The sequence below is a fragment of the Cupriavidus sp. UBA2010 genome (genome assembly GCF_002335265.1).
GTDB classification, from domain to species: Bacteria; Pseudomonadota; Gammaproteobacteria; order Burkholderiales; family Burkholderiaceae; genus Cupriavidus; species Cupriavidus metallidurans.
This window is the reverse complement of sequence record NZ_DDCI01000013.1, coordinates 69,645-89,224: the sequence shown is the minus strand read 5'-3', so window position 1 is coordinate 89,224 and position 19,580 is coordinate 69,645. Positions and strand designations below refer to the sequence as shown.

The 19,580-nt window shown below is 65.2% G+C and carries 20 protein-coding genes; 1 reads left to right on the top strand and 19 read right to left on the bottom strand.

The genetic code is table 11. From position 1 onward, the window contains the following. Positions 1-50: 50 nt before the first annotated feature. The 16 genes from bioB to B2246_RS08945 form a co-directional block, all read right to left on the bottom strand. Positions 51-1,088: a biotin synthase BioB gene (gene bioB / locus B2246_RS09020; protein ID WP_008642857.1), complete on the bottom strand. Its 1,038-nt coding sequence runs from the start codon at positions 1,086-1,088 to the stop codon at positions 51-53. A 40-nt stretch (positions 1,089-1,128) separates the two neighbouring features. Further along, positions 1,129-1,884, bottom strand: a complete 756-nt coding sequence (bioD, locus tag B2246_RS09015) for a dethiobiotin synthase (protein ID WP_035881250.1) — start codon at positions 1,882-1,884, stop codon at positions 1,129-1,131. Then, a complete protein-coding gene (gene bioF / locus B2246_RS09010; protein ID WP_286880061.1) occupies positions 1,881-3,101 on the bottom strand; it encodes an 8-amino-7-oxononanoate synthase in 1,221 nt (406 codons plus the stop codon). The genes bioD and bioF overlap by 4 nt, the downstream gene beginning before the upstream one ends. Continuing rightward, a complete protein-coding gene (bioA, locus tag B2246_RS09005; RefSeq protein ID WP_286880062.1) occupies positions 3,091-4,497 on the bottom strand; it encodes an adenosylmethionine--8-amino-7-oxononanoate transaminase in 1,407 nt (468 codons plus the stop codon). The genes bioF and bioA overlap by 11 nt, the downstream gene beginning before the upstream one ends. Positions 4,498-4,776: 279 nt before the next feature. Next, entirely contained in the window at positions 4,777-5,565 is a 789-nt protein-coding gene (locus tag B2246_RS09000) for an enoyl-CoA hydratase/isomerase family protein (protein WP_008642865.1), read from the bottom strand. 60 nt (positions 5,566-5,625) lie between these two features. Continuing rightward, positions 5,626-6,555, bottom strand: coding sequence for a dienelactone hydrolase family protein (locus B2246_RS08995; RefSeq protein ID WP_008642867.1), 930 nt, complete (start codon positions 6,553-6,555; stop codon positions 5,626-5,628). 60 nt (positions 6,556-6,615) lie between these two features. After that, positions 6,616-7,041: a YchJ family protein gene (locus tag B2246_RS08990; protein ID WP_008642869.1), complete on the bottom strand. Its 426-nt coding sequence runs from the start codon at positions 7,039-7,041 to the stop codon at positions 6,616-6,618. Then, positions 7,038-7,721 (bottom strand): HAD family hydrolase, encoded by a 684-nt coding sequence (locus B2246_RS08985; RefSeq protein WP_008642870.1) that lies wholly within the window; start codon positions 7,719-7,721, stop codon positions 7,038-7,040. Before B2246_RS08985 ends, B2246_RS08990 begins: the two co-directional genes overlap by 4 nt. Continuing rightward, entirely contained in the window at positions 7,718-8,377 is a 660-nt protein-coding gene (locus B2246_RS08980) for a 2-hydroxychromene-2-carboxylate isomerase (RefSeq protein WP_008642872.1), read from the bottom strand. Before B2246_RS08980 ends, B2246_RS08985 begins: the two co-directional genes overlap by 4 nt. Positions 8,378-8,454: 77 nt before the next feature. Beyond that, positions 8,455-9,585: an acyl-CoA dehydrogenase family protein gene (locus B2246_RS08975; RefSeq protein WP_286880064.1), complete on the bottom strand. Its 1,131-nt coding sequence runs from the start codon at positions 9,583-9,585 to the stop codon at positions 8,455-8,457. Between the two features lie 15 nt (positions 9,586-9,600). Further along, a complete protein-coding gene (locus tag B2246_RS08970; RefSeq protein WP_286880065.1) occupies positions 9,601-10,281 on the bottom strand; it encodes an SDR family oxidoreductase in 681 nt (226 codons plus the stop codon). A 49-nt stretch (positions 10,282-10,330) separates the two neighbouring features. Next, positions 10,331-11,515: an acetyl-CoA C-acetyltransferase gene (locus tag B2246_RS08965; protein WP_008642878.1), complete on the bottom strand. Its 1,185-nt coding sequence runs from the start codon at positions 11,513-11,515 to the stop codon at positions 10,331-10,333. Positions 11,516-11,556: 41 nt separating this feature from the next. Further along, positions 11,557-12,228, bottom strand: a complete 672-nt coding sequence (can, locus tag B2246_RS08960; protein WP_008642880.1) for a carbonate dehydratase — start codon at positions 12,226-12,228, stop codon at positions 11,557-11,559. After that, complete coding sequence (aceK, locus tag B2246_RS08955; RefSeq protein WP_186425520.1) at positions 12,225-14,048, bottom strand: bifunctional isocitrate dehydrogenase kinase/phosphatase; 1,824 nt, start codon at positions 14,046-14,048, stop codon at positions 12,225-12,227. The genes can and aceK overlap by 4 nt, the downstream gene beginning before the upstream one ends. Positions 14,049-14,174: 126 nt before the next feature. Beyond that, positions 14,175-15,356 carry an isovaleryl-CoA dehydrogenase gene (locus B2246_RS08950; protein WP_286880066.1) on the bottom strand — a complete coding sequence of 394 codons (1,182 nt, stop codon included), beginning with the start codon at positions 15,354-15,356 and terminating at the stop codon, positions 14,175-14,177. Positions 15,357-15,469: 113 nt separating this feature from the next. After that, positions 15,470-15,904, bottom strand: a complete 435-nt coding sequence (locus tag B2246_RS08945; RefSeq protein ID WP_286880176.1) for a MerR family transcriptional regulator — start codon at positions 15,902-15,904, stop codon at positions 15,470-15,472. Between the two features lie 132 nt (positions 15,905-16,036). Between B2246_RS08945 and B2246_RS08940 the strand changes: the two genes are divergently transcribed. After that, the gene (locus tag B2246_RS08940; RefSeq protein WP_286880067.1) at positions 16,037-17,116 is read left to right on the top strand and encodes an MBL fold metallo-hydrolase; all 1,080 of its coding nucleotides are present in this window, start codon (positions 16,037-16,039) and stop codon (positions 17,114-17,116) included. Here the strand turns inward: B2246_RS08940 and B2246_RS08935 are convergent, their stop codons facing one another. The 3 genes from B2246_RS08935 to B2246_RS08925 form a co-directional block, all read right to left on the bottom strand. Continuing rightward, positions 17,117-17,959 carry a helical backbone metal receptor gene (locus B2246_RS08935; protein WP_008642887.1) on the bottom strand — a complete coding sequence of 281 codons (843 nt, stop codon included), beginning with the start codon at positions 17,957-17,959 and terminating at the stop codon, positions 17,117-17,119. It abuts the gene before it with no gap. Then, positions 17,959-18,756, bottom strand: coding sequence for an SDR family oxidoreductase (locus tag B2246_RS08930; RefSeq protein ID WP_035881244.1), 798 nt, complete (start codon positions 18,754-18,756; stop codon positions 17,959-17,961). The genes B2246_RS08935 and B2246_RS08930 overlap by 1 nt, the downstream gene beginning before the upstream one ends. A gap of 91 nt (positions 18,757-18,847) precedes the next feature. Next, positions 18,848-19,486 carry a thiol:disulfide interchange protein DsbA/DsbL gene (locus tag B2246_RS08925; protein WP_008642890.1) on the bottom strand — a complete coding sequence of 213 codons (639 nt, stop codon included), beginning with the start codon at positions 19,484-19,486 and terminating at the stop codon, positions 18,848-18,850. Between the last annotated feature and the right edge of the window lie 94 nt (positions 19,487-19,580).

Here is a 19,580-nt window from a genome sequence, read left to right as displayed (position 1 = left end):
GATGGGAGGCACCTGTTTCCCACGTTGTGGGAAACAGGCGCCAGGACGGCTTACCCCGCGTAGCCTTCGGCGCGGATATCCAGACGCGCCAGCAGCGCGCGGTCACGGTCAGCCTGGGGATTGCCGGTGGTCAGCAGCTTCTCGCCGTAGAAGATCGAGTTCGCGCCCGCCATAAAGCACAGTGCCTGCAGCGCCTCATCCATGGCCTCACGGCCGGCGGACAGGCGCACCATCGCGCGCGGCATCGTGATACGGGCCACCGCGATCGTGCGGACAAACTCGAACGGGTCCAGCGCCTCGGTACCCGCCAGCGGCGTGCCTTCCACCTGCACCAGGTTGTTGATGGGCACCGACTCCGGGTACGGGTCCATATTGGCCAGTTGTGCGATCAGGCCGGCACGCGCCTCACGGGCTTCGCCCATGCCAACGATGCCGCCACAGCAGACGTTGATGCCGGCTTCGCGCACATGGCCGATGGTGTCCAGGCGATCCTGGTACGTGCGTGTGGTGATGATCTTGCCGTAGAACTCGGGCGAGGTATCGAGGTTGTGGTTGTAGTAGTCGAGGCCCGCGTCCTTCAGACGCTGCGCCTGCTCGGCCTTGAGCATCCCCAGTGTCACGCAGGTTTCCAGGCCCATCGCCTTGACCTCGCGCACCATGTCGATCACGGGCTCGAGGTGACGCTCCTTCGGCTCGCGCCAGGCCGCGCCCATGCAGAAGCGCGTGGCGCCGTTGGCCTTGGCCGCCTTGGCGGCGTCGAGCACGGCCTCCAGGTCCATCAACTTCTCGGCCTTCACGCCCGCATCGTGGTGGGCGCTCTGCGGGCAGTAGCCGCAGTCCTCCTCGCAACCACCGGTCTTGATCGACAGCAGCGTGGAAAGCTGCACGGTGTTGGCATCGAAGTGCTCGCGATGCACTTGCTGGGCGCGGAACAGCAGGTCGTTGAACGGCAGTGCGAACAGTGCGGCGACATCGTCGACACGCCATGCATCGCCCTCCTTCGGCGCGGCGGCCGCGATATTGCGGGCCGACTGGCGCAGGGCTTCGGCGGAAATGGTGGCGACGGTCTGGTTGGCTTGTTGCGTCATGATCGGTATGGGGTTCGGTAGTGGATTCGGCTTGGCCACTTCACGCGCGAGGCGTCGCGGCACTGTGATGGGGAACAACGGATGGCGCGGCCGATAGCAGCGGCGCGAGGTCGAGGTACTGGGCTGCCACGGCGGGCGCGACCTGCCACGGCAGTTCGCCCAGCAGCGGTACTTCGAGCGCATCCTGCAGCGTGACGATGTTCTCGCTCGGCAGCAGCATGTCGGGGTCGATACGGTTGGCGATCCAGCCTGCCAGCCTGAGACCGCGCGCGCGAATCGCTTCGGCGGTCACCATGGCGTGACTGAGGCAACCCAGGCGGATGCCGACCACCATGATCACCGGCAGGTCGAGCATCACGGCCAGGTCCGCCGTGTTCCAGCGCGCGGCGCCCATGTCGAGCGGCACGATGAAGCCGCCCACACCTTCGACCACCACGGCCTCGGCGTGCTGGCGCAACGACTCGAATGCATCGCGGATCGGCTCGGGCGTAATGCGCGCGCCTTCCAGCGCGGCGGCCAGGTGCGGCGATACCGGCGTGCGAAAGAAGAACGGGCACATCTCTTCCTGCGGCACGATCACCGAGCCGGCCGCGCGAAGCTGATCGACGTCGTCGTTCTGCCACTGGTCGTCGAGCCATTCTCCGCCCGCGGCGATGGGCTTCATGCCCACCGTGCTGTAACCCGCGCCATGCAGCGCGTGCAGCAGCGTGGCGGTCGCATGCGTCTTGCCCACGCCAGTATCGGTACCGGTGATAAAGCAGGCGAAGCGTTCTGGCCGGTCGGCGATGCCGGTCATGCGGCCTCCTTGTGCAGTTGAGGCACGGCGCGCGCGATGGCCTCCAGCAGCCGCGTCACGTCGGCTGCCGAATGCGATGCCGACAGCGTGATGCGCAGCCGCGCGGTACCGGCAGGCACCGTCGGCGGGCGAATCGCCCCAACGCGAATGCCTTCGGCTTCGAGCGCGGCCGACAGCGCCAGCGCGGCGGCATTGTCGCCAACGATCAGCGGCTGGATAGCGGTCTCGCTCTCACCGAGCGACCACCCCGCCTGGGCGGCCAGCACCGCGAGCCCCACGCGCAGTTGCGCGATCAGCCCGGCCAGATGCGCCCGGCGGGAGCGGCCCTCCTCGCCGGCGATGATTTCCAGGCTCGTCAGCAACGCGTGGGCCACCGCTGGCGGTGCTGCCGTGGTGTAGATGTACGGGCGCGCCGTGTTGATCAGGTGTTCGACGATCGTCTCGTGCGCGGCGACGAATGCGCCCGCCACGCCAGCGGCCTTGCCGAGCGTGCCGATGTAGATCAGCCGCTCCGAACGCAGGCCCAGGTGTTCGAACACGCCATGGCCGTTCTCGCCGAGCACGCCAAAGCCGTGCGCGTCGTCGACGATGATCCATGCATCATGGCGATCGGCGACTTCCAGCAGCGCCGCCAGCGGCGCGATATCGCCATCCATGCTGAAGACGCTATCGGTCACGATCAGCTTCAAGGCAGTCGTGCTGGCCGCCAGCAGCGCGTCAAGCGCCCCGGTATCACCATGTGGGTAGCGCTGGACATCGGCACGTGCCAGACGCGCGCCGTCGATCAGCGAGGCATGGTTGAGCGATTCGCAGAACAGCGTCGCACCCGCCGCGCCGAGCGACGTCAGCACCGCCAGGTTCGCCATGTAGCCGGTGCAGAAATACAGCGCCTGCGCCTGCGGGATGTATGGCGCCAGCCAGCGCGCCAGTTCGCGCTCGAGCTGCGCATGCGCCAGCGAATGCCCGCTGACCAGGTGCGATGCCCCGCTGCCCGCACCGTAGCGATGCGCGCCTTCGGCCAGCGCGTGCGCGATCGAGCCGTGATTGGCCAGGCCCAGGTAGTCGTTGCTGCAGAACGTGAGCAGCGGCGTGGGTGTGGCGTCGATCCCGCCCACCGACTGGTGCGGCGCGCAGGCCGTGTGAGCAATGCGGCGACGGCGCGTCAGCGACTGGGCTTCGCGTTCCGCGGCCACGCGTTTCAGGTGATCAAGCAACATGGCGTGCCTCCTCCGCCGGATCGAGCACTGCCTGCAGCGTGTCCAGCAATTGTTCACCGAGCCAGTTGGCCAGCCCGGCATCGAAAACATACGGCGGCATCACGTAGAGCGTGTGCCCGATCGGGCGCGCCAGCACGCCGCGTTCGCGCGCGGCCAGATGGAAGCGTCCGGCAAAGTTCGCCCCCGCTGCCTGCGGGTCGATGTCGGCGGCCCAGATCATGCCGCGCTGGCGCACGTGGCTGACGCGCGGGTCGGCGGCAATACCGGCCATCGCCGTGCCAAGCCATTGCGCGCGCTCACGGTTGCTGGCGAGCGCGTCTTCGGATTCGAACAGGTCCAGCGTGGCCAGCGCGGCCCGGCAGGCCAGCGGATTGCCCGTGTACGAATGCGAATGCAGGAAGCTGCGCGCGATATCGTCGGCCACGAACGCACGCTGGATCTCGGGACGCGACAGCACCAGCGACAGCGGCAGGTAGCCGCCGGTAATGCCCTTCGACAGACACAGGAAATCCGGCCAGGCATGCGCGGGCACGGCGTCGCCGCCGCGTGCCTGCTCCCAGGCGAAGAACGTGCCGGTGCGGCCACAGCCCACGGCGATCTCGTCGGCGATCAGGTGCACGCGATAGCGATCGCACAACGCGCGCGCGCCTTCGAGATATGACGGGTCGTACATCGCCATGCCAGCCGCGCCCTGCACCAGCGGCTCGACGATCAGCGCCGCGATCTGGCCGGCACGCTCGCGCAGCAGTGCTTCGAGTTCAGCCAGCGCCCGGGTGGCCACATCGGCGGCGGATTCACCGCGCGCGGCCTGGCGTGCATCGGGAGACATCACCACGTGGGCGCGGCGCGTCAGCGGATCGTAGGCATCGCGGAAGATCTCCACGTCGGTCACGGCCAGTGCGCCCACGGTTTCGCCGTGATAGCCATGGCGCAGACAGACAAACTCGCGCTTGGCCGTGAGGCCGGTGTTGCGCCAGTAGTGGAAGCTCATCTTGAGCGCGATCTCGACGGCAGAGGCGCCATCAGACGCATAGAACGCGTTGCCGAGCGCGCCACCGGTAAGCGCCGTCAGCCGCTCGGCCAGTTCCACGGCCGGTGCGTGCGTGCAGCCGGCCAGCATCACGTGTTCCAGTGTCTGCAGTTGTTCGCCGATGGCGGCGTTGATGGCCGGGTTGGCATGGCCGAACAGATTGACCCACCAGGAGCTGATGGCATCGAAGTAGCGCTTGTCGCCAGCGTCGATCAGCCAGGGCCCTTCGCCACGTGCGATGGCGAGCGGCGGCTCGTTGGCGCTGGCGTCGGGACGCAGGCGCGTGCACGGATGCCACACGGCGCGCTGGCTGCGTGCCGCGAGCGACGTGTCACCGCCTCCGGAATCGAGGACAGGATGTGTCAAAGGGACTCTCCTATGAGTGTCCGCCCGCGCATCACGCACGGCCGGATGTGGGAAGCTCATGGTAGGAAGGTCCCCGCCGGATTGGCAAACCGGCCGCACTCAGCCAGTTGAGTGCAATTTCACAGACGTTGGACGATCTTGTCGCCCGCAGTGCCGTGCACTTCGCCCTGCTACCTGCTACGCGCCGATAACATCGGCTAACGCGCTACAAAAAAAATCTCTCGATGTGGCGGGGCCGCACCCTCCCGCAAGCGCGAGAGGGCTGGCGCCCGATTGCCGTTACTGCGGCTTCCACGCAGGCGCGCGCTTTTCCAGGAACGAACGCACGCCTTCGCGGCCCTCCTCCGACGCGCGGATGACCGCGATCCGGTCCGCGGTATCGGTCAGCAGGTCCTTGTCGATGGCGCGGCCGGCCACGTCCTGCACCAGCCGCTTGCTTTCGCGCACGGCATTCGGGCTGTTGCCGACCAGCGCCGCGGCCAGTTCGGCCACCTTGGCGTCGAGCCCCGCTGCCGGCACCGTGGCATGGACGAAGCCGATGCGCAGCGCTTCCGCCGCATCGAACCGCTCGGCGGTGATGAAGTAGCGGCGCGCGGCCTGTTCGCCCATCGCGCGAATCACATACGGGCTGATCGTCGCCGGCAACAGGCCCAGGCGCGCTTCGGACAGGCAGAAGTTCACGCCCTCGGCCGCTACCGCCACATCGCACGCCGCCACCAGACCCACGCCACCGGCATAGGTATCGCCGTGCACACGCGCGATCACGGGCTTCGGGCAGGACCAGATCGTGTGCAGCATCTGCGCCAGCGTCAGCGCGTCGGCGCGGTTCTCGTCATTCGAGTAACCGGCCATCTTCTTCATCCAGTTCAGGTCCGCGCCGGCACAGAAGGCCGGGCCGTTACCCGCCAGCACGATCGCACGCACGTCGGGCGTATCGCCAAGCGCACGGAACGCGCCGGTCAGTTCCGCGATGACCGTCTCGTTGAATGCGTTGCGGACGTCGGGCCGATTGAGCGTGACCGTCGCGACGTGACGTTCAGCGGTAACCGTAAGCGTGGTGAATTGCATGTCTCCTCCGAGAAACGGATGTGTAATGGACGGGGCCGAATTCCGTCGAATCCGGCCAACTCAGGATTTCTGGCGCCGGTTGCTGGTCACGCCACGCGTGACGGGCTCGGACTCCGGCGGCTGCACGTCGAAAGGCAGGCCGTGGTCGCGGAAGAAGGCTTCCACCTCTGGCAGCCATACGGCGATGCCCGCGCTGTCGCTGAAAAGCTGGTGCGAATCGCCATCGAACTCGCCGACGTCGACAAAGCGCGTGTCCTTTGCCGCGCCGCTCACGTTGGCCTTGTAGCTGTTGAACATCCGCTCCGGCAACGGCCACGGCCAGAAGCGGTCGTTGTCGCCATAGATCCAGAGCGACGGATAGCGCGCGCCGCGGCCGTAGTCGCCGAACACATCGACCAGGTTGTTTTCCCATCCGCTGCAGCTTTCATTGCGCAGCCCGCCGGCGAAGTTGATCACGCCGACCACGCCCGGATAGCCGATCGTGGACAGCGCCATGGTCGACAGGCCGCCAAACGACTGGCCAATGACGACGATGCGCGTCGGGTCCACGTAGGGCTGCTCCACGAGGTAATCGAGCGCGGCGATCACATCCTCGGCCTGCGCCATGCCGTTCGCGCCGACATCGCAGCTTCCGCCGACGTACTTGCCGCCAGACTTCGAAAAGCCTTGCCGCATCGGCAGCGCCACCACGAAACCGCGCCGCACGAATTCGGCGGTCTGCGCGGCAAAGCGCGCGCGCCGCTGAAACGCCGGTTTGCCCGGCGTCTTGCCGTGGTTGATCACCACGAGCGGCCGGCGTCCTTCGCCGGGTGGCCGGAAGATCGTCGTTTCCAGATCCACCGTGTCCTCCGCGCCGACCTTCGGCACCATCACGACCTGCTCGATCGTATGCGCGGGCAGAGCCACCTGAGCGATGGCCGTCGCGCACCAGATCAGGCCAGCGAGCGCGGCTGCGATGCCGCAGATGGAGGAGACGACGCGAGACTTCACAACCAACCTTCTTCAGAAAACGTTACTGGCGCAATTCGCCAGGATGCATTGCAGCGCCGGTCAAGCCGGTTCGTGCAGGTCACCATCCACGTAGAGCCAGCGCGACGCTTCGCCCGGCTCACGCGACTCGAATACAAAACGGCTCAGCTCATGCAGCCGGTGCGCGCGGCCACCCACCTTGTAGCGTGCGACGAACTCGACTGTGGCATGCGTGGCGTCCTGCTGCGCGTGGGACTTCACGGTCAGCCCGAGCCAGTTCGTGCCGGGATCGGCCGAGAGGTCCTGCGGGCAGGTCGACGCGTGCCAGGTCTGGCGCAGCCAGCTCGCGTCACCCAGCACATAGGCGCTGTAACGCGACCGCATCAGCGCCTCCGCCGTGGGTGGCGATGCCTCGCCGCGATGGAAGCGGCCGCAGCACGTGTCGTAGGCGCCGTTGCCGCAGGGGCACGGTGCCGGGCCTGCGCCGGCCCGACGCTTGTTCGTCATCCGATCAGCCCCGGCAACTGGCGCATGTCAGTGAAGATCGTCGTCACGCCGACCGCGCGCAAGGCGTCGGCGTTGGTGCTCGCGGCGTAGCCAAACACCGTCATGCCGGCAGCGACGCCCGCCGTGGCGCCGGTGGGACTGTCCTCGATCACCGCGCAGCGCGACGGATCGACGCCCATTGTGCGCGCGGCCAGCAGGTACACATCGGGCGCGGGCTTGCTGTGCTCCACCTCGGTGGCCGAGAAGATGTGCTCGCGCGCGGCATCGTCGGTGAACAGTTCCACCAGCTTCGTGTGGTTCAACTGCAGCTTGACCTTGATGCGGTCGGCGCCGGACGCCACGCACACCGGCAGGCCACGTGCCTTGATGGCTTCGATCGCCTGACGGACGTGCGGCACGGCTTCCAGTTCCTCGATGAGCGCCGCGTCGCGACGCACGAACCACTCGGACAGGAAATTCCTGGGCAATGGCTTGCCCAGGCGCGCCTCGATATTGCCAAGCTCGTCACGCACCGCGCGTCCGAGGAACCACTTCATGGATTCCTCGAGCGTGATCTCGATGCCAATCTCGTTCAGCACGCGATTGAGCACGCGATGCACGATCGGTTCGCTATCGACGAGCACGCCGTCACAATCGAAAATCACGCAATCGAAGCGTGCGGCCTGGTTTGCTGCGGTCATGCGGGTTTCTTTTCCTTGTTGAGTTCGTTACCGCCGACGGCGCGCAGTTCGGTCTGCCGCCGGCTCTTCAGATAGGCCTCGACCTGGTCGAAGCGGTCGAAGCCCCAGAACGGTTCGCCGTCGACGATCACGAACGGCGAGCCGAACACGCCCTTGGCCATCGCCACGTCGATCTCGGCCTTGAGCTGGTCCTTGATCTGGTAGTTGTTGGCGCCTTCATTCATGGCGATCGGGTCGACGCCGAGCGGTTCGGCCAGCTTCGCCAGCTCGGCGGGTTCGGCAATGTTGATGTCGTCGACAAACAGCGCGCGATACACGGCCTTGGCAAACGCCGTGGCCACATCCGCACCGTGGTTGTTCTGCAGCCATAGCATCGCGCGCGCTGCATGTTGCGTCGGCAGTGGGAAATGCGTGGGCCGCTTGTAGTCGATATGGTTGAATTCCGAGGTCCGCTCGAAATCACGCCAGCAGTAATCACCCTTGAGCGGAATGCTGGGAAGCGGCGACGAGCCGGTTGTCTTGAACACCACGCCGAGCAGGATCGGATGCCAGATCACATAGCGGCCGTACTTCTGGGCAATATCGTCGATGCGCGTGCTGGCGAAGTAGCCATAGGGCGAGGAGAAATCGAAGTAGAAGTCGATGGGGGCGGTCATCGCAAAGGCTCCGGTTCACAGACAACGGTTGAGGAAAGTGCGGATATTCGTGTTCGTATTCGTATTCGAGATGCCTGTCAGCCAAGCGCGCGGGCGATCAGGATCTTCTGGATATCGCTGGTCCCTTCATAGATCTGGCACACGCGCACATCGCGATAGATGCGCTCGACGGGGAAATCGGTCACGTAGCCGTAGCCGCCGAACACCTGGATGGCATCCGAGCATACCCGCTCCGCCATCTCGCTGGCGAACAGCTTGGCCATGGCCGCTTCCTTCAGGCAGGGCCGGCCGGCATCCTTGAGCGATGCGGCATGCCACACCATCTGGCGCGCCACATCGATCTGCGTCGCCATATCGGCAAGCCGGAACTGCACGGCCTGGTGCTGGAATAGCGGCTGCCCGAAGCTCTCGCGCTCCTTGGCGTAGGCCAGCGCCGCCTCGAATGCCGCGCGCGCCATGCCGATGCTTTGCGACGCGATACCGATGCGACCGCCTTCGAGACCGGAGAGCGCCATCTTGTAGCCCGCGCCCTCCTCGCCAAGCATGTTCGCGGCCGGAATCCGGCAGTTCTCGAACACGATCTGCGCGGTGTCGGAAGAATGCTGGCCCAGCTTTTCCTCCAGACGCGCGACGATATAGCCGGGGGTTGACGTCGGCACCAGGAACGCGCTGATGCCGCGCTTGCCCGCGGCCTTGTCGGTCACGGCCATCACGATCGCCACGTCGGCATGTTTGCCACTGGTGATGAACTGCTTCACACCGTTGAGCACGTAGTGGTCGCCATCGCGCGTGGCCGTGGTGCGCAGCGCCGATGCGTCGGAACCGACGTGCGGCTCGGTCAGGCAGAACGCGCCGAGCATGTCACCTTGCGCCAGCGGCACCAGCCACTGCTGCTTCTGCGCATCGCTGGCGAAGGCCATCAACATGCTGCACACCGGGCAGTTGTTGACGCTGATGACGGTGGAGGTGCCGCCATCTCCGGCCGCGATCTCTTCCAGGATCAGCGCGAGCGACAGATAGTCGAGCCCGGCGCCGCCAAGGGCTTCGGGCACGGCCACGCCGCAGGCACCCAGACGCGCCAGCTCCTTGTGCACGTCCTTCGGGAACGTCTTGTCGCGATCCCATCGGGCGGCCTGCGGTGCGATGACATCCTGCGCGAACTGCCGCACGGCGTCACGGATCATTTCCTGTTCAGGGGTCAGCAGCATGTTGTACCGGGTCTCTTACCAGGGAATCGACGTACCGTCGTAGTTGTGGAAGCTGCCGTTATCGTGACGCGCTACGCCGGCCAGCACGCGGCGCATACCCGTCACGCTCTGCTGCGGCGTGAGGTCGGCCTTCGCGCCACCCATGTCGGTCTGGACCCAGCCCGGATGCAGTGCCACGCAGATCGCATGGCGCGCATCGAGCGAAACGGACTTCAGCGCGGCGTTCACCGATGCCTTGCTCACGCGATAGAGCCAGCTACGGTTGCTGTCCATCGCGCCGATGCTGCCCATGCGCGACGACAGCACTGCCAGCACGCCACCGCGGCCGTGATTGCCGGATTCGACGAACGGCAGCAGCACCGGCAGCGCCATCATCGGACCGAGCACGTTGGTGTGCATCACCGCGTCGAATTCCTCGCGGGTCACCGGCTCCGCCGTTTCCGAACGCGGGCCGATCACGCCGGCGTTGTAGATCGCCACATCCAGCGTCTCGCCATCGAGCTTCCAGGCGAGCCCCGCCACGGCGGCCGCGTCGGTCAGGTCGAGCTTGTGCGCTTCCGCGCCGAGCGCCGTGAGCGCATCAACGCCCTCGTCGCTACGCGCGGCGGCGATGACGCGCCAGCCATCGGCGCGGTACTGCCGGACAAATTCGAGACCCAGGCCGCGCGAGGCGCCGAGGACGAGAACGGTGGGCATGGTCAGCCTCCTGTGGATGGTTGCGAGTGCGTCGGGAAAGTCAGTAACGTCAGTAGAGTTCGATGCCGACCGCCGTGGCTTCGCCGCCGCCGATGCAGAGGCTGGCCACGCCGCGCTTGCCGCCGGTCTTGCGCAACGCGCCGATCAGCGTGGTCATGATACGTGCGCCGGAAGCGCCGATCGGATGGCCCAGCGCACATGCGCCGCCGTGGATGTTGACCTTGTCGCGCGGAATGTCGAGATCGTGCATCGCGGCCATCGGCACCACGGCAAAGGCCTCGTTGATTTCGAACAGATCGACGCTGCCGGTGGTCCAGTCGAGCTTGCGATACAGCTTGGCGATGGCCTCCACCGGCGCGGTGGTGAACCAGCCCGGCGCCTGCGCGTGGGACGTATGACCGAGCATTCGGGCGATTGGCTGCAACCCGAGCGATTTCGCGGTGGATTCGCGCATCATCACCAGCGCCGAGGCGCCGTCATTGATCGACGACGACGACGCGGCGGTGATCGTGCCGTCCTTGGCAAACGCCGGCTTCAGCGACGGGATCTTGTCGACCTTGATGCGGCGCGGCCCCTCATCGGTGTCGATGACGGTATCGCCACCCTTGCCCGACACCGTCACCGGCACGATCTCCCAGCGGAAGTCGCCCTGCTCGGTGGCACGCTGGGCGCGGCGCACCGACTCCATCGCGAACGCATCCTGCTGTTCGCGCGTGAAGTGGTACTTGGCGGCGCAGTCCTCGCCGAAGGTGCCCATGGCCCGGCCCTTGTCGTACGCATCTTCCAGGCCGTCCAGCATCATGTGGTCGTAGATCATGCCGTGGCCGATGCGATAGCCACCACGCGCCTTCGGCACCAGGTATGGCGCGTTGGTCATGCTTTCCATGCCGCCGGCCACGGCGATATCGAACGATCCGGCCAGCAGGCCGTCGTAGACGCTCATCGCCGCACGCATGCCGGAGCCGCACATCTTGTTGACGGTGGTACACGCCACGTCGAGCGGCAGGCCCGCGCCAAGCGCGGCCTGCCGGGCGGGCGCCTGCCCCTGTCCGGCTGGCAGCACGCAGCCGAACACCACCTCCTCCACCTGCTCAGGCTTGATGCCCGCGCGCTCGACCGCCGCGCGTATCGCGGCGGCGCCAAGCTGCGGCGCCATCAGACTGCTCAGTTCACTCTGGAACGCACCCATCGGGGTACGCACCGCGGAAACGATAACGACTGGGTCCTTCTGCATGTCTGTCTCCTGAAGCAGGGGTGGAGCTTCGTGGGTTGAAATCAGCGAATCGATGCTTGTGGCGGATCGCCGTACTGGCGCAGTGCGGCTGCAATCTGCGCGTGCAGTTCGTCGTTGTTGCTGGCGGCCATGCCGAGATCGCGCAGCAGACCGTCGGACACACCGTAGACCCAGCCATGCACCGTGACGGCCTGACCGCGCGCCCAGGCATCCTGGAGCACGGTGGTCTGGCAGACGTTGTTGACCTGCTCGATCACGTTCAGCTCGCACAGGCGGGTATGCGCGTCGTCCTCGCGCAGCACGGTGCCCAGATAGCCCGCGTGCTTGTCGGCCACATCCTGCACGTGGCGCAGCCAGTTGTCGGCCAGGCCGACACGCTCGCGCTTGAGCGCCACCTTCACGCCGCCGCAGCCGTAGTGGCCCACCACGGTGACGTGGCGAACCTTGAGCACATCAACGGCGAACTGCAGCACCGACAGCGCATTCAGATCGCTGTGCGAAATCACGTTGGCGATATTGCGATGGACGAAGACCTCGCCCGGCGCCAGGCCAAGAATCTGGTTAGCCGGCACGCGCGAATCGGAACAACCGATCCACAGGTACTCGGGGGCCTGCTGGTTGGCCAGGCGCGTGAAGAAGGCCGGGTCTTCCGCGTTGACGCGGTCTACCCATTCGCGGTTGTTGCGGAACAGCTGGGCGATGGCGTCACTCATGCTGCCCTCCTTGGTTCTTCAGTTGCGGGGCCGGTTGCGCCGGACCCGTAGCGGTGGATGAAGCGTTCTTGGCTGTGGTACGCAAAAAAGTCATGGACATGGCCGGCCAGGAGCCGGTCTTTGTGGTGCTGCCACATCGCAGCGTCAAAGAAATCGGGGTGATGCCGCATGAAAGCGGCGCGCACACGCGGATCGCCCAGCAGGAATGTGCCGTAGGTCTCCGGGAAAATGTCGTGCGGACGTACGGTGTACCACACCTCGCCGGACATTTCCTCTTCCTCGTTGCGCGGGGCGGGCACGCGGCGGACGTTGCAGTCGGTCAGATACTCGATCTCGTCGTAGTCGTAGAAGACCACGCGGCCGTGGCGGGTTACGCCGAAATTCTTGTAAAGCATGTCGCCGGGGAAGATGTTCGCGGCGATCAGTTCCTTGACGGCGTTGCCGTATTCGAGGATGCCGTGATCCACCTGCTCGTCCGTTCCCTCCTGAAGCCAGATGTTCAGCGGCGTCATGCGGCGTTCGATATAGACATGGCGCACGACGATCTCGTCCTCGCCCTGCTTGCTGCGCTGGTACTCGATCATCGACGGCGCGTGCTGCTTCAGCTCGCGCACCAGCGCGTCGTCGAAGCGGGACAGCGGGAACGCCACATCGGAGTACTCGAGCGTATCGGCCATGCGGCCCACGCGGTCATGCTGCTTGACGAGCTGGTATTTCGATTTCACCAGTTCGCGCGTGGTCTCCTTCGGCGCCGGGAAGAAATCGCGGATCACCTTGAACACGTATGGGAACGACGGCAGCGTGAACACCAGCATCACCAGCCCCTTGATGCCCGGCGCGCTGATGAATTTGTCCGACGAATGCTGCAGATGATGCAGGAAGTCGCGATAGAACAGGTTCTTGCCCTGCTTCTGCAAACCCAGCGAGGTATAGATCTCCGCGCGCGACTTGCGCGGCAGGAGGTCTCGCAGGAAGGTCACGTAGGCCGACGGGATCTCCATGTCGACCATGAAGTAGGCGTGCGCGAACGAGAACAGGATCAGGATCTGCTCCCGGTGCAGCAGCACAGTGTCCAGCACGAGCTTGCCCGATGCCGCGTGAATGATCGGCACCACCAGTGGATAGGTATGGTCGCCGTTGATCACGCGGCCAATGACGAATGCGGTCTTGTTGCGGAAGAACAGCGACGACAGCGTATGCACCTGGAAATTCGGCGCAATGCGGAATTCGCCGAAGTGCTCGGTGATCGCGCGGGCCACATAGCCGGCATCCCGCTTGAGATCCTCGAACGGACGCTCGAGCTGAAAGTTGTTCACGATCCGCTCGAAGCAAGCCGCCATGCCCTCGCGGCTGCCCGGGTAGTAGGCGCGGTAGGTCGGCTTGATCGGTGACTCCTCGTTCTCGATGTACTCGGTCGAGATCGCGGGGCGCACGAAGATGAAATCGTTGTTGAAGTACGAGCGGTGCTGGATCCGCGTAAAGACCGAGTTGAAGAACGTCTCGGCCAGTTCGGGCTGGTGATGGTTCGTCAGCAGGCCGATGTAGTGCAGCTTGATTTGCTGCCAGATCTCGTCCTCGATGTCCTCCGCGTCGTACTCGTCCTGGAGCGTCACGATGGTTTCGTGCACGCGCTGGTTGTAGAACGCGATGCGGTCCCGCTGCAGTTGCTGCAGGCCATGCCAGTCACCGGCCTCGAAGCGCGCCTTGGCCTCGATGCTGACTTCGCGGAACAGCCGGTAGTGCTTGTCGAAGCCATCCAGCATGGTCCGTGCCACATCGTAGGCAATCTGCGACGAGAGCAGCTTGGGGAAGTGGGACATGGCTCGGAGGGCTCGAAGACTGTGAGAATCGGGCAGGCGGCGATGTTGAGATTGTAAAGGCGTTCGGTGCCGGCCCAATGGCGGCGCCGAACGCCTCATGAAGCACTTTTCTGTCGACTGAGCGGATTACATCGTTTCGGAGAACAATTCGCGGCCAATCAGCATGCGGCGGATCTCCGAAGTGCCCGCACCAATCTCGTACAGCTTGGCATCACGCCACAGGCGGCCGACCGGATATTCGTTGATGTAGCCGTTACCGCCCAGGATCTGCACCGACTCACCTGCCATCCACGTGGCCTTCTCTGCCGTGTACAGAATCACTGCGGCGCAGTCCTTGCGGACCTGGCGCACGTGGTCCGTGCCCAGCGAGTCCAGGTTCTTGCCCACGGTGTACAGATAGCTGCGCGCGGCCTGCAGCGTGGTGTACATGTCGGCCACCTTGCCCTGGATCAGCTGGAACTCGCCAATGCTCTGGCCAAACTGCTTGCGATCATGGATGTACGGCGTGATCACGTCCATGCAAGCCTGCATGATGCCGACCGGGCCGCCCGACAGCACGGCGCGCTCGTAGTCCAGGCCGCTCATCAGCACCTTGGCGCCACCATTCTCGGCCCCGAGGATGTTCTCGACCGGCACTTCCACGTCCTGGAACACCAGTTCGCCAGTGTGCGAACCGCGCATGCCGAGCTTGTCCAGCTTCTGGGCCACCGAGAAGCCCTTCATGCCCTTCTCGACGATGAAGGCGGTCATGCCGCGCGCGCCCAGGTCCGGCTCGGTCTTGGCGTAGACCACCAGCACGTCGCAGTCCGGCCCGTTCGTGATCCACATCTTGGTGCCGTTGAGCACGTAGCGGTCGCCCTTGAAATCGGCGCGCAGCTTCATGCTGACCACGTCCGATCCGGCGTTCGGCTCGCTCATGGCCAGCGCGCCGATCCATTCGCCCGAAACCAGCTTCGGCAGGTACTTCGCCTTCTGGGCCGCCGTGCCGTTGCGGTGGATCTGGTTCACGCACAGGTTCGAATGGGCGCCGTACGACAAGCCGACCGACGCCGACGCGCGGCTGATTTCCTCCATCGCGATCATATGGGCCAGGTAGCCCATGTTGGCGCCGCCGTACTCCTCGGCCACCGTGATGCCCAGCACGCCCAGGTCGCCCATCTTCCGCCAGGCATCCATCGGAAACTGGTCGGTCCGGTCGATCTCCGCGGCGCGCGGTGCCAGTTCGCCCTGCGCCCAGTTGCGCACCGATTCGCGCAGCATCTCGATGTCTTCGCCAAGGTCGAATTTCAGGCCGGGTAGTTCGGTCATGGTGGTGTCTCCTGTTGGTTCGATGGGTTCGATGAGGTCGGTGTCGGCTATTTTATTGACGTTTACGTAAACGTCAATTAGAAGTCGTATGGTGTGCCGCCGGGGCGGCAATCTCAGGCTGTGGGAGTCTTGTTGCCCGCGTTCTTCGCATGTTGGGCAGCCAGCAGCGCCTGGCACTGACGCTCGTGCTGATCGATCTCGGCAAGCTGCGCCTGCAGGTCTTCCAACTGGCGCTCAAGCGTGCCACGGTGGCCGGCCAGGAGATGCAGGAAGCGCTCGAGTTGGGGAGCGGTATCGCGCGGAGACTCGTACAGATCCAGAATTTCGCGGATCTCATTGAGAGTAAGCCCTAACCTCTTGCCACGCAGCGTCAGCTTCAACCGGGTGCGCTCACGGTTGTTGTAGACACGCCGCCGGCCGCTCGGCCCTTCGCGATCAGGCGCCAGCAGGCCCTGGTCCTCGTAGAATCGTATCGCGCGCGGTGTAATGTCGAACTCGCGCGCGAGTTCGGTAATCGTGTAGGTAACGGTTGTTGGCTGAGCCGACATGGTGCGTCCGGAAAAAGTGAACGATCGTTCGTTGCGCAATCAAGTTTTCGTCTAAGATGACGAACAAGCAGAGCGAATTGACGTTAACGTTAGCGTCAAGTCTAGCGCCTTATAACGACCAGAGACAGCCCCATGAACGCACTCGAACACCAGCTCCAATACCCGTTTGGCGAAACCATGCCCGAACCGGGCACCCGGCAGGAAGTCGCACCTGGCGTGTACTGGCTGCGCATGCCGCTACCGTTCGCGCTGGACCACATCAACCTCTGGCTGCTGCGTGACCGCATCGACGGGCGCGACGGCTGGACGATCGTGGACTGCGGCATCACCAACGACACCATCAAGGCGCACTGGGAAACCATTTTCGCCAACGAACTCGAAGGCCTGCCCGTGCTGCGCGTGCTGGTCACGCACTGCCACCCCGACCACGTCGGCCTGGCGCACTGGCTCTGCAAGCACTGGGATGTGCGGCTGTGGATGAGCCTGGGTGACTACATGTCGGCGCGCGTGATGGCCGGCGGCTCGGGCGTCGGCTCGAACGCGGGCGGCGACTTCGCGGCCAGCCACTTCGCCCGTCACGGCATGGTCGATCCCGACAACCTCGAAAAGCTGCGGGCCCGCAAGAGCTACTACCCGTCGCTGGTGCCAGACCTGCCCACCCAGTACCGCAGACTGATGGATGGCGACACGGTCAAGATCGGGGCGGACCCGGCCACCGCGTCGTGGCGCGTGATCACCGGTTACGGCCATGCGCCGGAGCACGTTGCGTTGTTCAACCCGGCCACCAACGTGCTGATTTCCGGCGACATGGTGCTGCCGCGTATCTCGACCAACGTCAGCGTGTTCGACATGGAGCCGGAAGCCAATCCGCTGCAGCTCTACCTGGACTCGCTCAGCAAGTACGAAGGCCTGCCGAAGGATGTGCTGATCCTGCCGTCGCACGGTCGTCCGTTCCGCAATCTTCACACTCGCATCAACCAGCTTCGCGAACACCACGTCGATCGTCTGGCCGAAACGCTGGCCGCGTGCGCGGAAAAGCCCTGCAACGCGCACGACATCGTCAGCGTGATCTTCCGTCGCCAGTTCGACATTCACCAGCTCACGTTTGCGATCGGCGAGGCGCTGGCCCACCTGCACGCGCTGTGGCACCGCGGCGAGCTGGTGCGCGTGGTAGGTGACGACGGGGTGATCCGGTTCAAGAAGGCGGGCTGATCAGAAGCCCTGGGCCAATGACCTGAGGTAGCGCGCGCCGGCCACGGCGCGGCTGCCGTACCACGACAGCATCTCTCCATCGACCAGCAATACCGGCTTGCCGATCTGCCGCTCCAGCGCATCGGCATGATCCTCGGTAAAGCGATAGGGTTCGGTCGACAACAGCACGGCATCCAGCTCGCGCACTAGCGCGTCGCTCCAGCGGAAGGTCGGATAGCGCTCGCCCGGCGCGTTCGGGCGGCTGCAGTCGCCGTCAACGCAGGCGGCCGGCGTGTCCGACGTATCTGCGTCATCGGGCCACGTCGCCCAGTTCACCAGCGCCAGCATCCGGCTGATATAGGTCGCGCGCGACACCGTCATCCAGGGGTCTTGCCAGATCGCATAGAGCACGCGCCGGGCCGGCCAGGTTTGCGCCTGGATGGCATCGAGTTCACCGCGTAACTGCCCCACCAGCGCTTCGGCTTGCGGCCGGCGGCCGAAGATGCCGCCCAGCAGCCGGTAAAGCGCGAAGTTGTCTTCTGGCGCACACGGATGGGTGACGATCACGTGCGGCACGAAGGTGCGGATTTCGTCGACGGTCTCCCGACGGTTTTCATCGATATTGACCACCACGTGCGTCGGAGCCCGTGCGCGCAGGCGATCGAGCTTCACATCCTTGGTGCCGCCGACCTTGGCAACGGCGCGCACTGCCGGCTCCGGATGAATGCAGAAGCCGGTACGCGCCACAAGCTGGTCAGCCAAGCCGAGATCGAACAGCAGTTCGGTGATCGATGGCACGAGCGATGCGATACGGACATCGCCGGATGCCGCCTCATGTACCTGCCCGCCTGCGTCGGTCCACATCATGCGTCCCGGGGGCGGCGCGGCTTGCGCGGCGCGCGCGCGAACAGCGCGTCGTAAAGCCAGCGCGGCATCAGGTGCAGCAGCGAAGCCACAACACCCATCTGCCAGGGGATCACCGCGAAGCGGCTGCCTGCGGCAATTCGCCGCACAGCTTTTTGGGCGAACACCTCGGCATCCATCAGGAATGGCATCCGGTACGGGTTGTGCGACGTCATTGGCGTGCGGATGTAACCCGGTGCAATCGTCACCACGCGAATCTTCTCGTGCGCCTGTTCGAGTCGCAGGCTCTCCAGCAGCTTGATCACCGCCGATTTCGATGCACTGTAGGCCCCGCCGCCGGGCAATCCCCGCACCCCGGCCACGCTGGCGATGCCGACCAGCGTGCCACGCCATCCGTCGGGTCCGGGTGGCTGCTCGCGCATCGGCCCGAGGAACGGCTGAAACGTAGTCAGCGTGCCGAACCAGTTGGTGTCCATGACCGTGCGGAACACCTCCAGATCCTCGCGCTCGCTGGCCACCGTACCCACCGAGACGCCCGCGTTGGCGATCACGACGTCGGGACAGCCCACGTTCGCAAGGAAATCGGCGGCCGCGGCCCCCATGGCGTCGACATCGCGAACGTCCACGGCATAGACGCGCACGGCGTCGGGATTGGGCAGCGTGCCCGCGAACGCCCTGAGCGCATCCTCGCGCCGGCCGACCAGGCCAAGCGTGGCGCCCTGCTCCGCGTACGCGCGTGCCAGCGCCTGGCCAATGCCGCTGGAGGCGCCGGTGATAAAGATTTTCTGTGGTTGCATCGCGTCAATATAGCGAAGTCGGAGATTCCAAAGCAGAACGGCCCGGCGCACCACATGGTACGCCGGGCCGTCGTCGGTCAAGTCGCGGCGATCAGAGCTTCTTGTCGCGCACGCCCGTGACCAGGAAGTCCATGGCCTGGATGGCGCCAGCCTTGGTGCCTGCGATCGAAGGCGAGGTCTCGTACTTGCCCTGCACCACCACGGTCGGCACGCCGTCGATCTTGTAGGCGTCGGCGATCTTGTTGGCACGTTGCGAGTTGGTGGTCACCGAGAACGAGTTGTAGGTGTCCAGCCACTGCTTCTTGTCGATGCCGTTCTGGGCCATGAAATCGGCGATTTCGTCGGTGGTCAGCATGCGCTTGCGCTGCTTGTGGATCGCGTCGAACACCTTGGTGTGCATCGCGTCCAGCTTGCCCATGGCTTCCAGCGCATAGAAGATCTTCGTGTGGGGCAGCAGGTCGTCGCGGAACGCCACCGGCACGCGCTTGAACACCACGTCCTTGCCCTGCTTCTTGACCCACGCCTCGAGCTCGGGCTCGAAGTCGTAGCAGTGCGGGCAGCCGTACCAGAAGAACTCGGTCACCTCGATCTTGCCGGCCGGCACGGGCTGCGGCGATTTCAGGACCGTGTAGTCCTTGCCTTCCGTCGGCGCGGCCATGGCGGCGGGCGCGGTCATCAGCAGGCCGCTGACAGCGGCAACGGTGGCAAGCAGTGCGGCGATTTTCTTCATGTTCGAAGGGCCTTCCGGTTTATCGAGGGTATGCAAGGGTACAGCGAAGCAGCGGATTGCGTTGTCCAGCGCCCGGCCGGGCCCCGGATCTCAG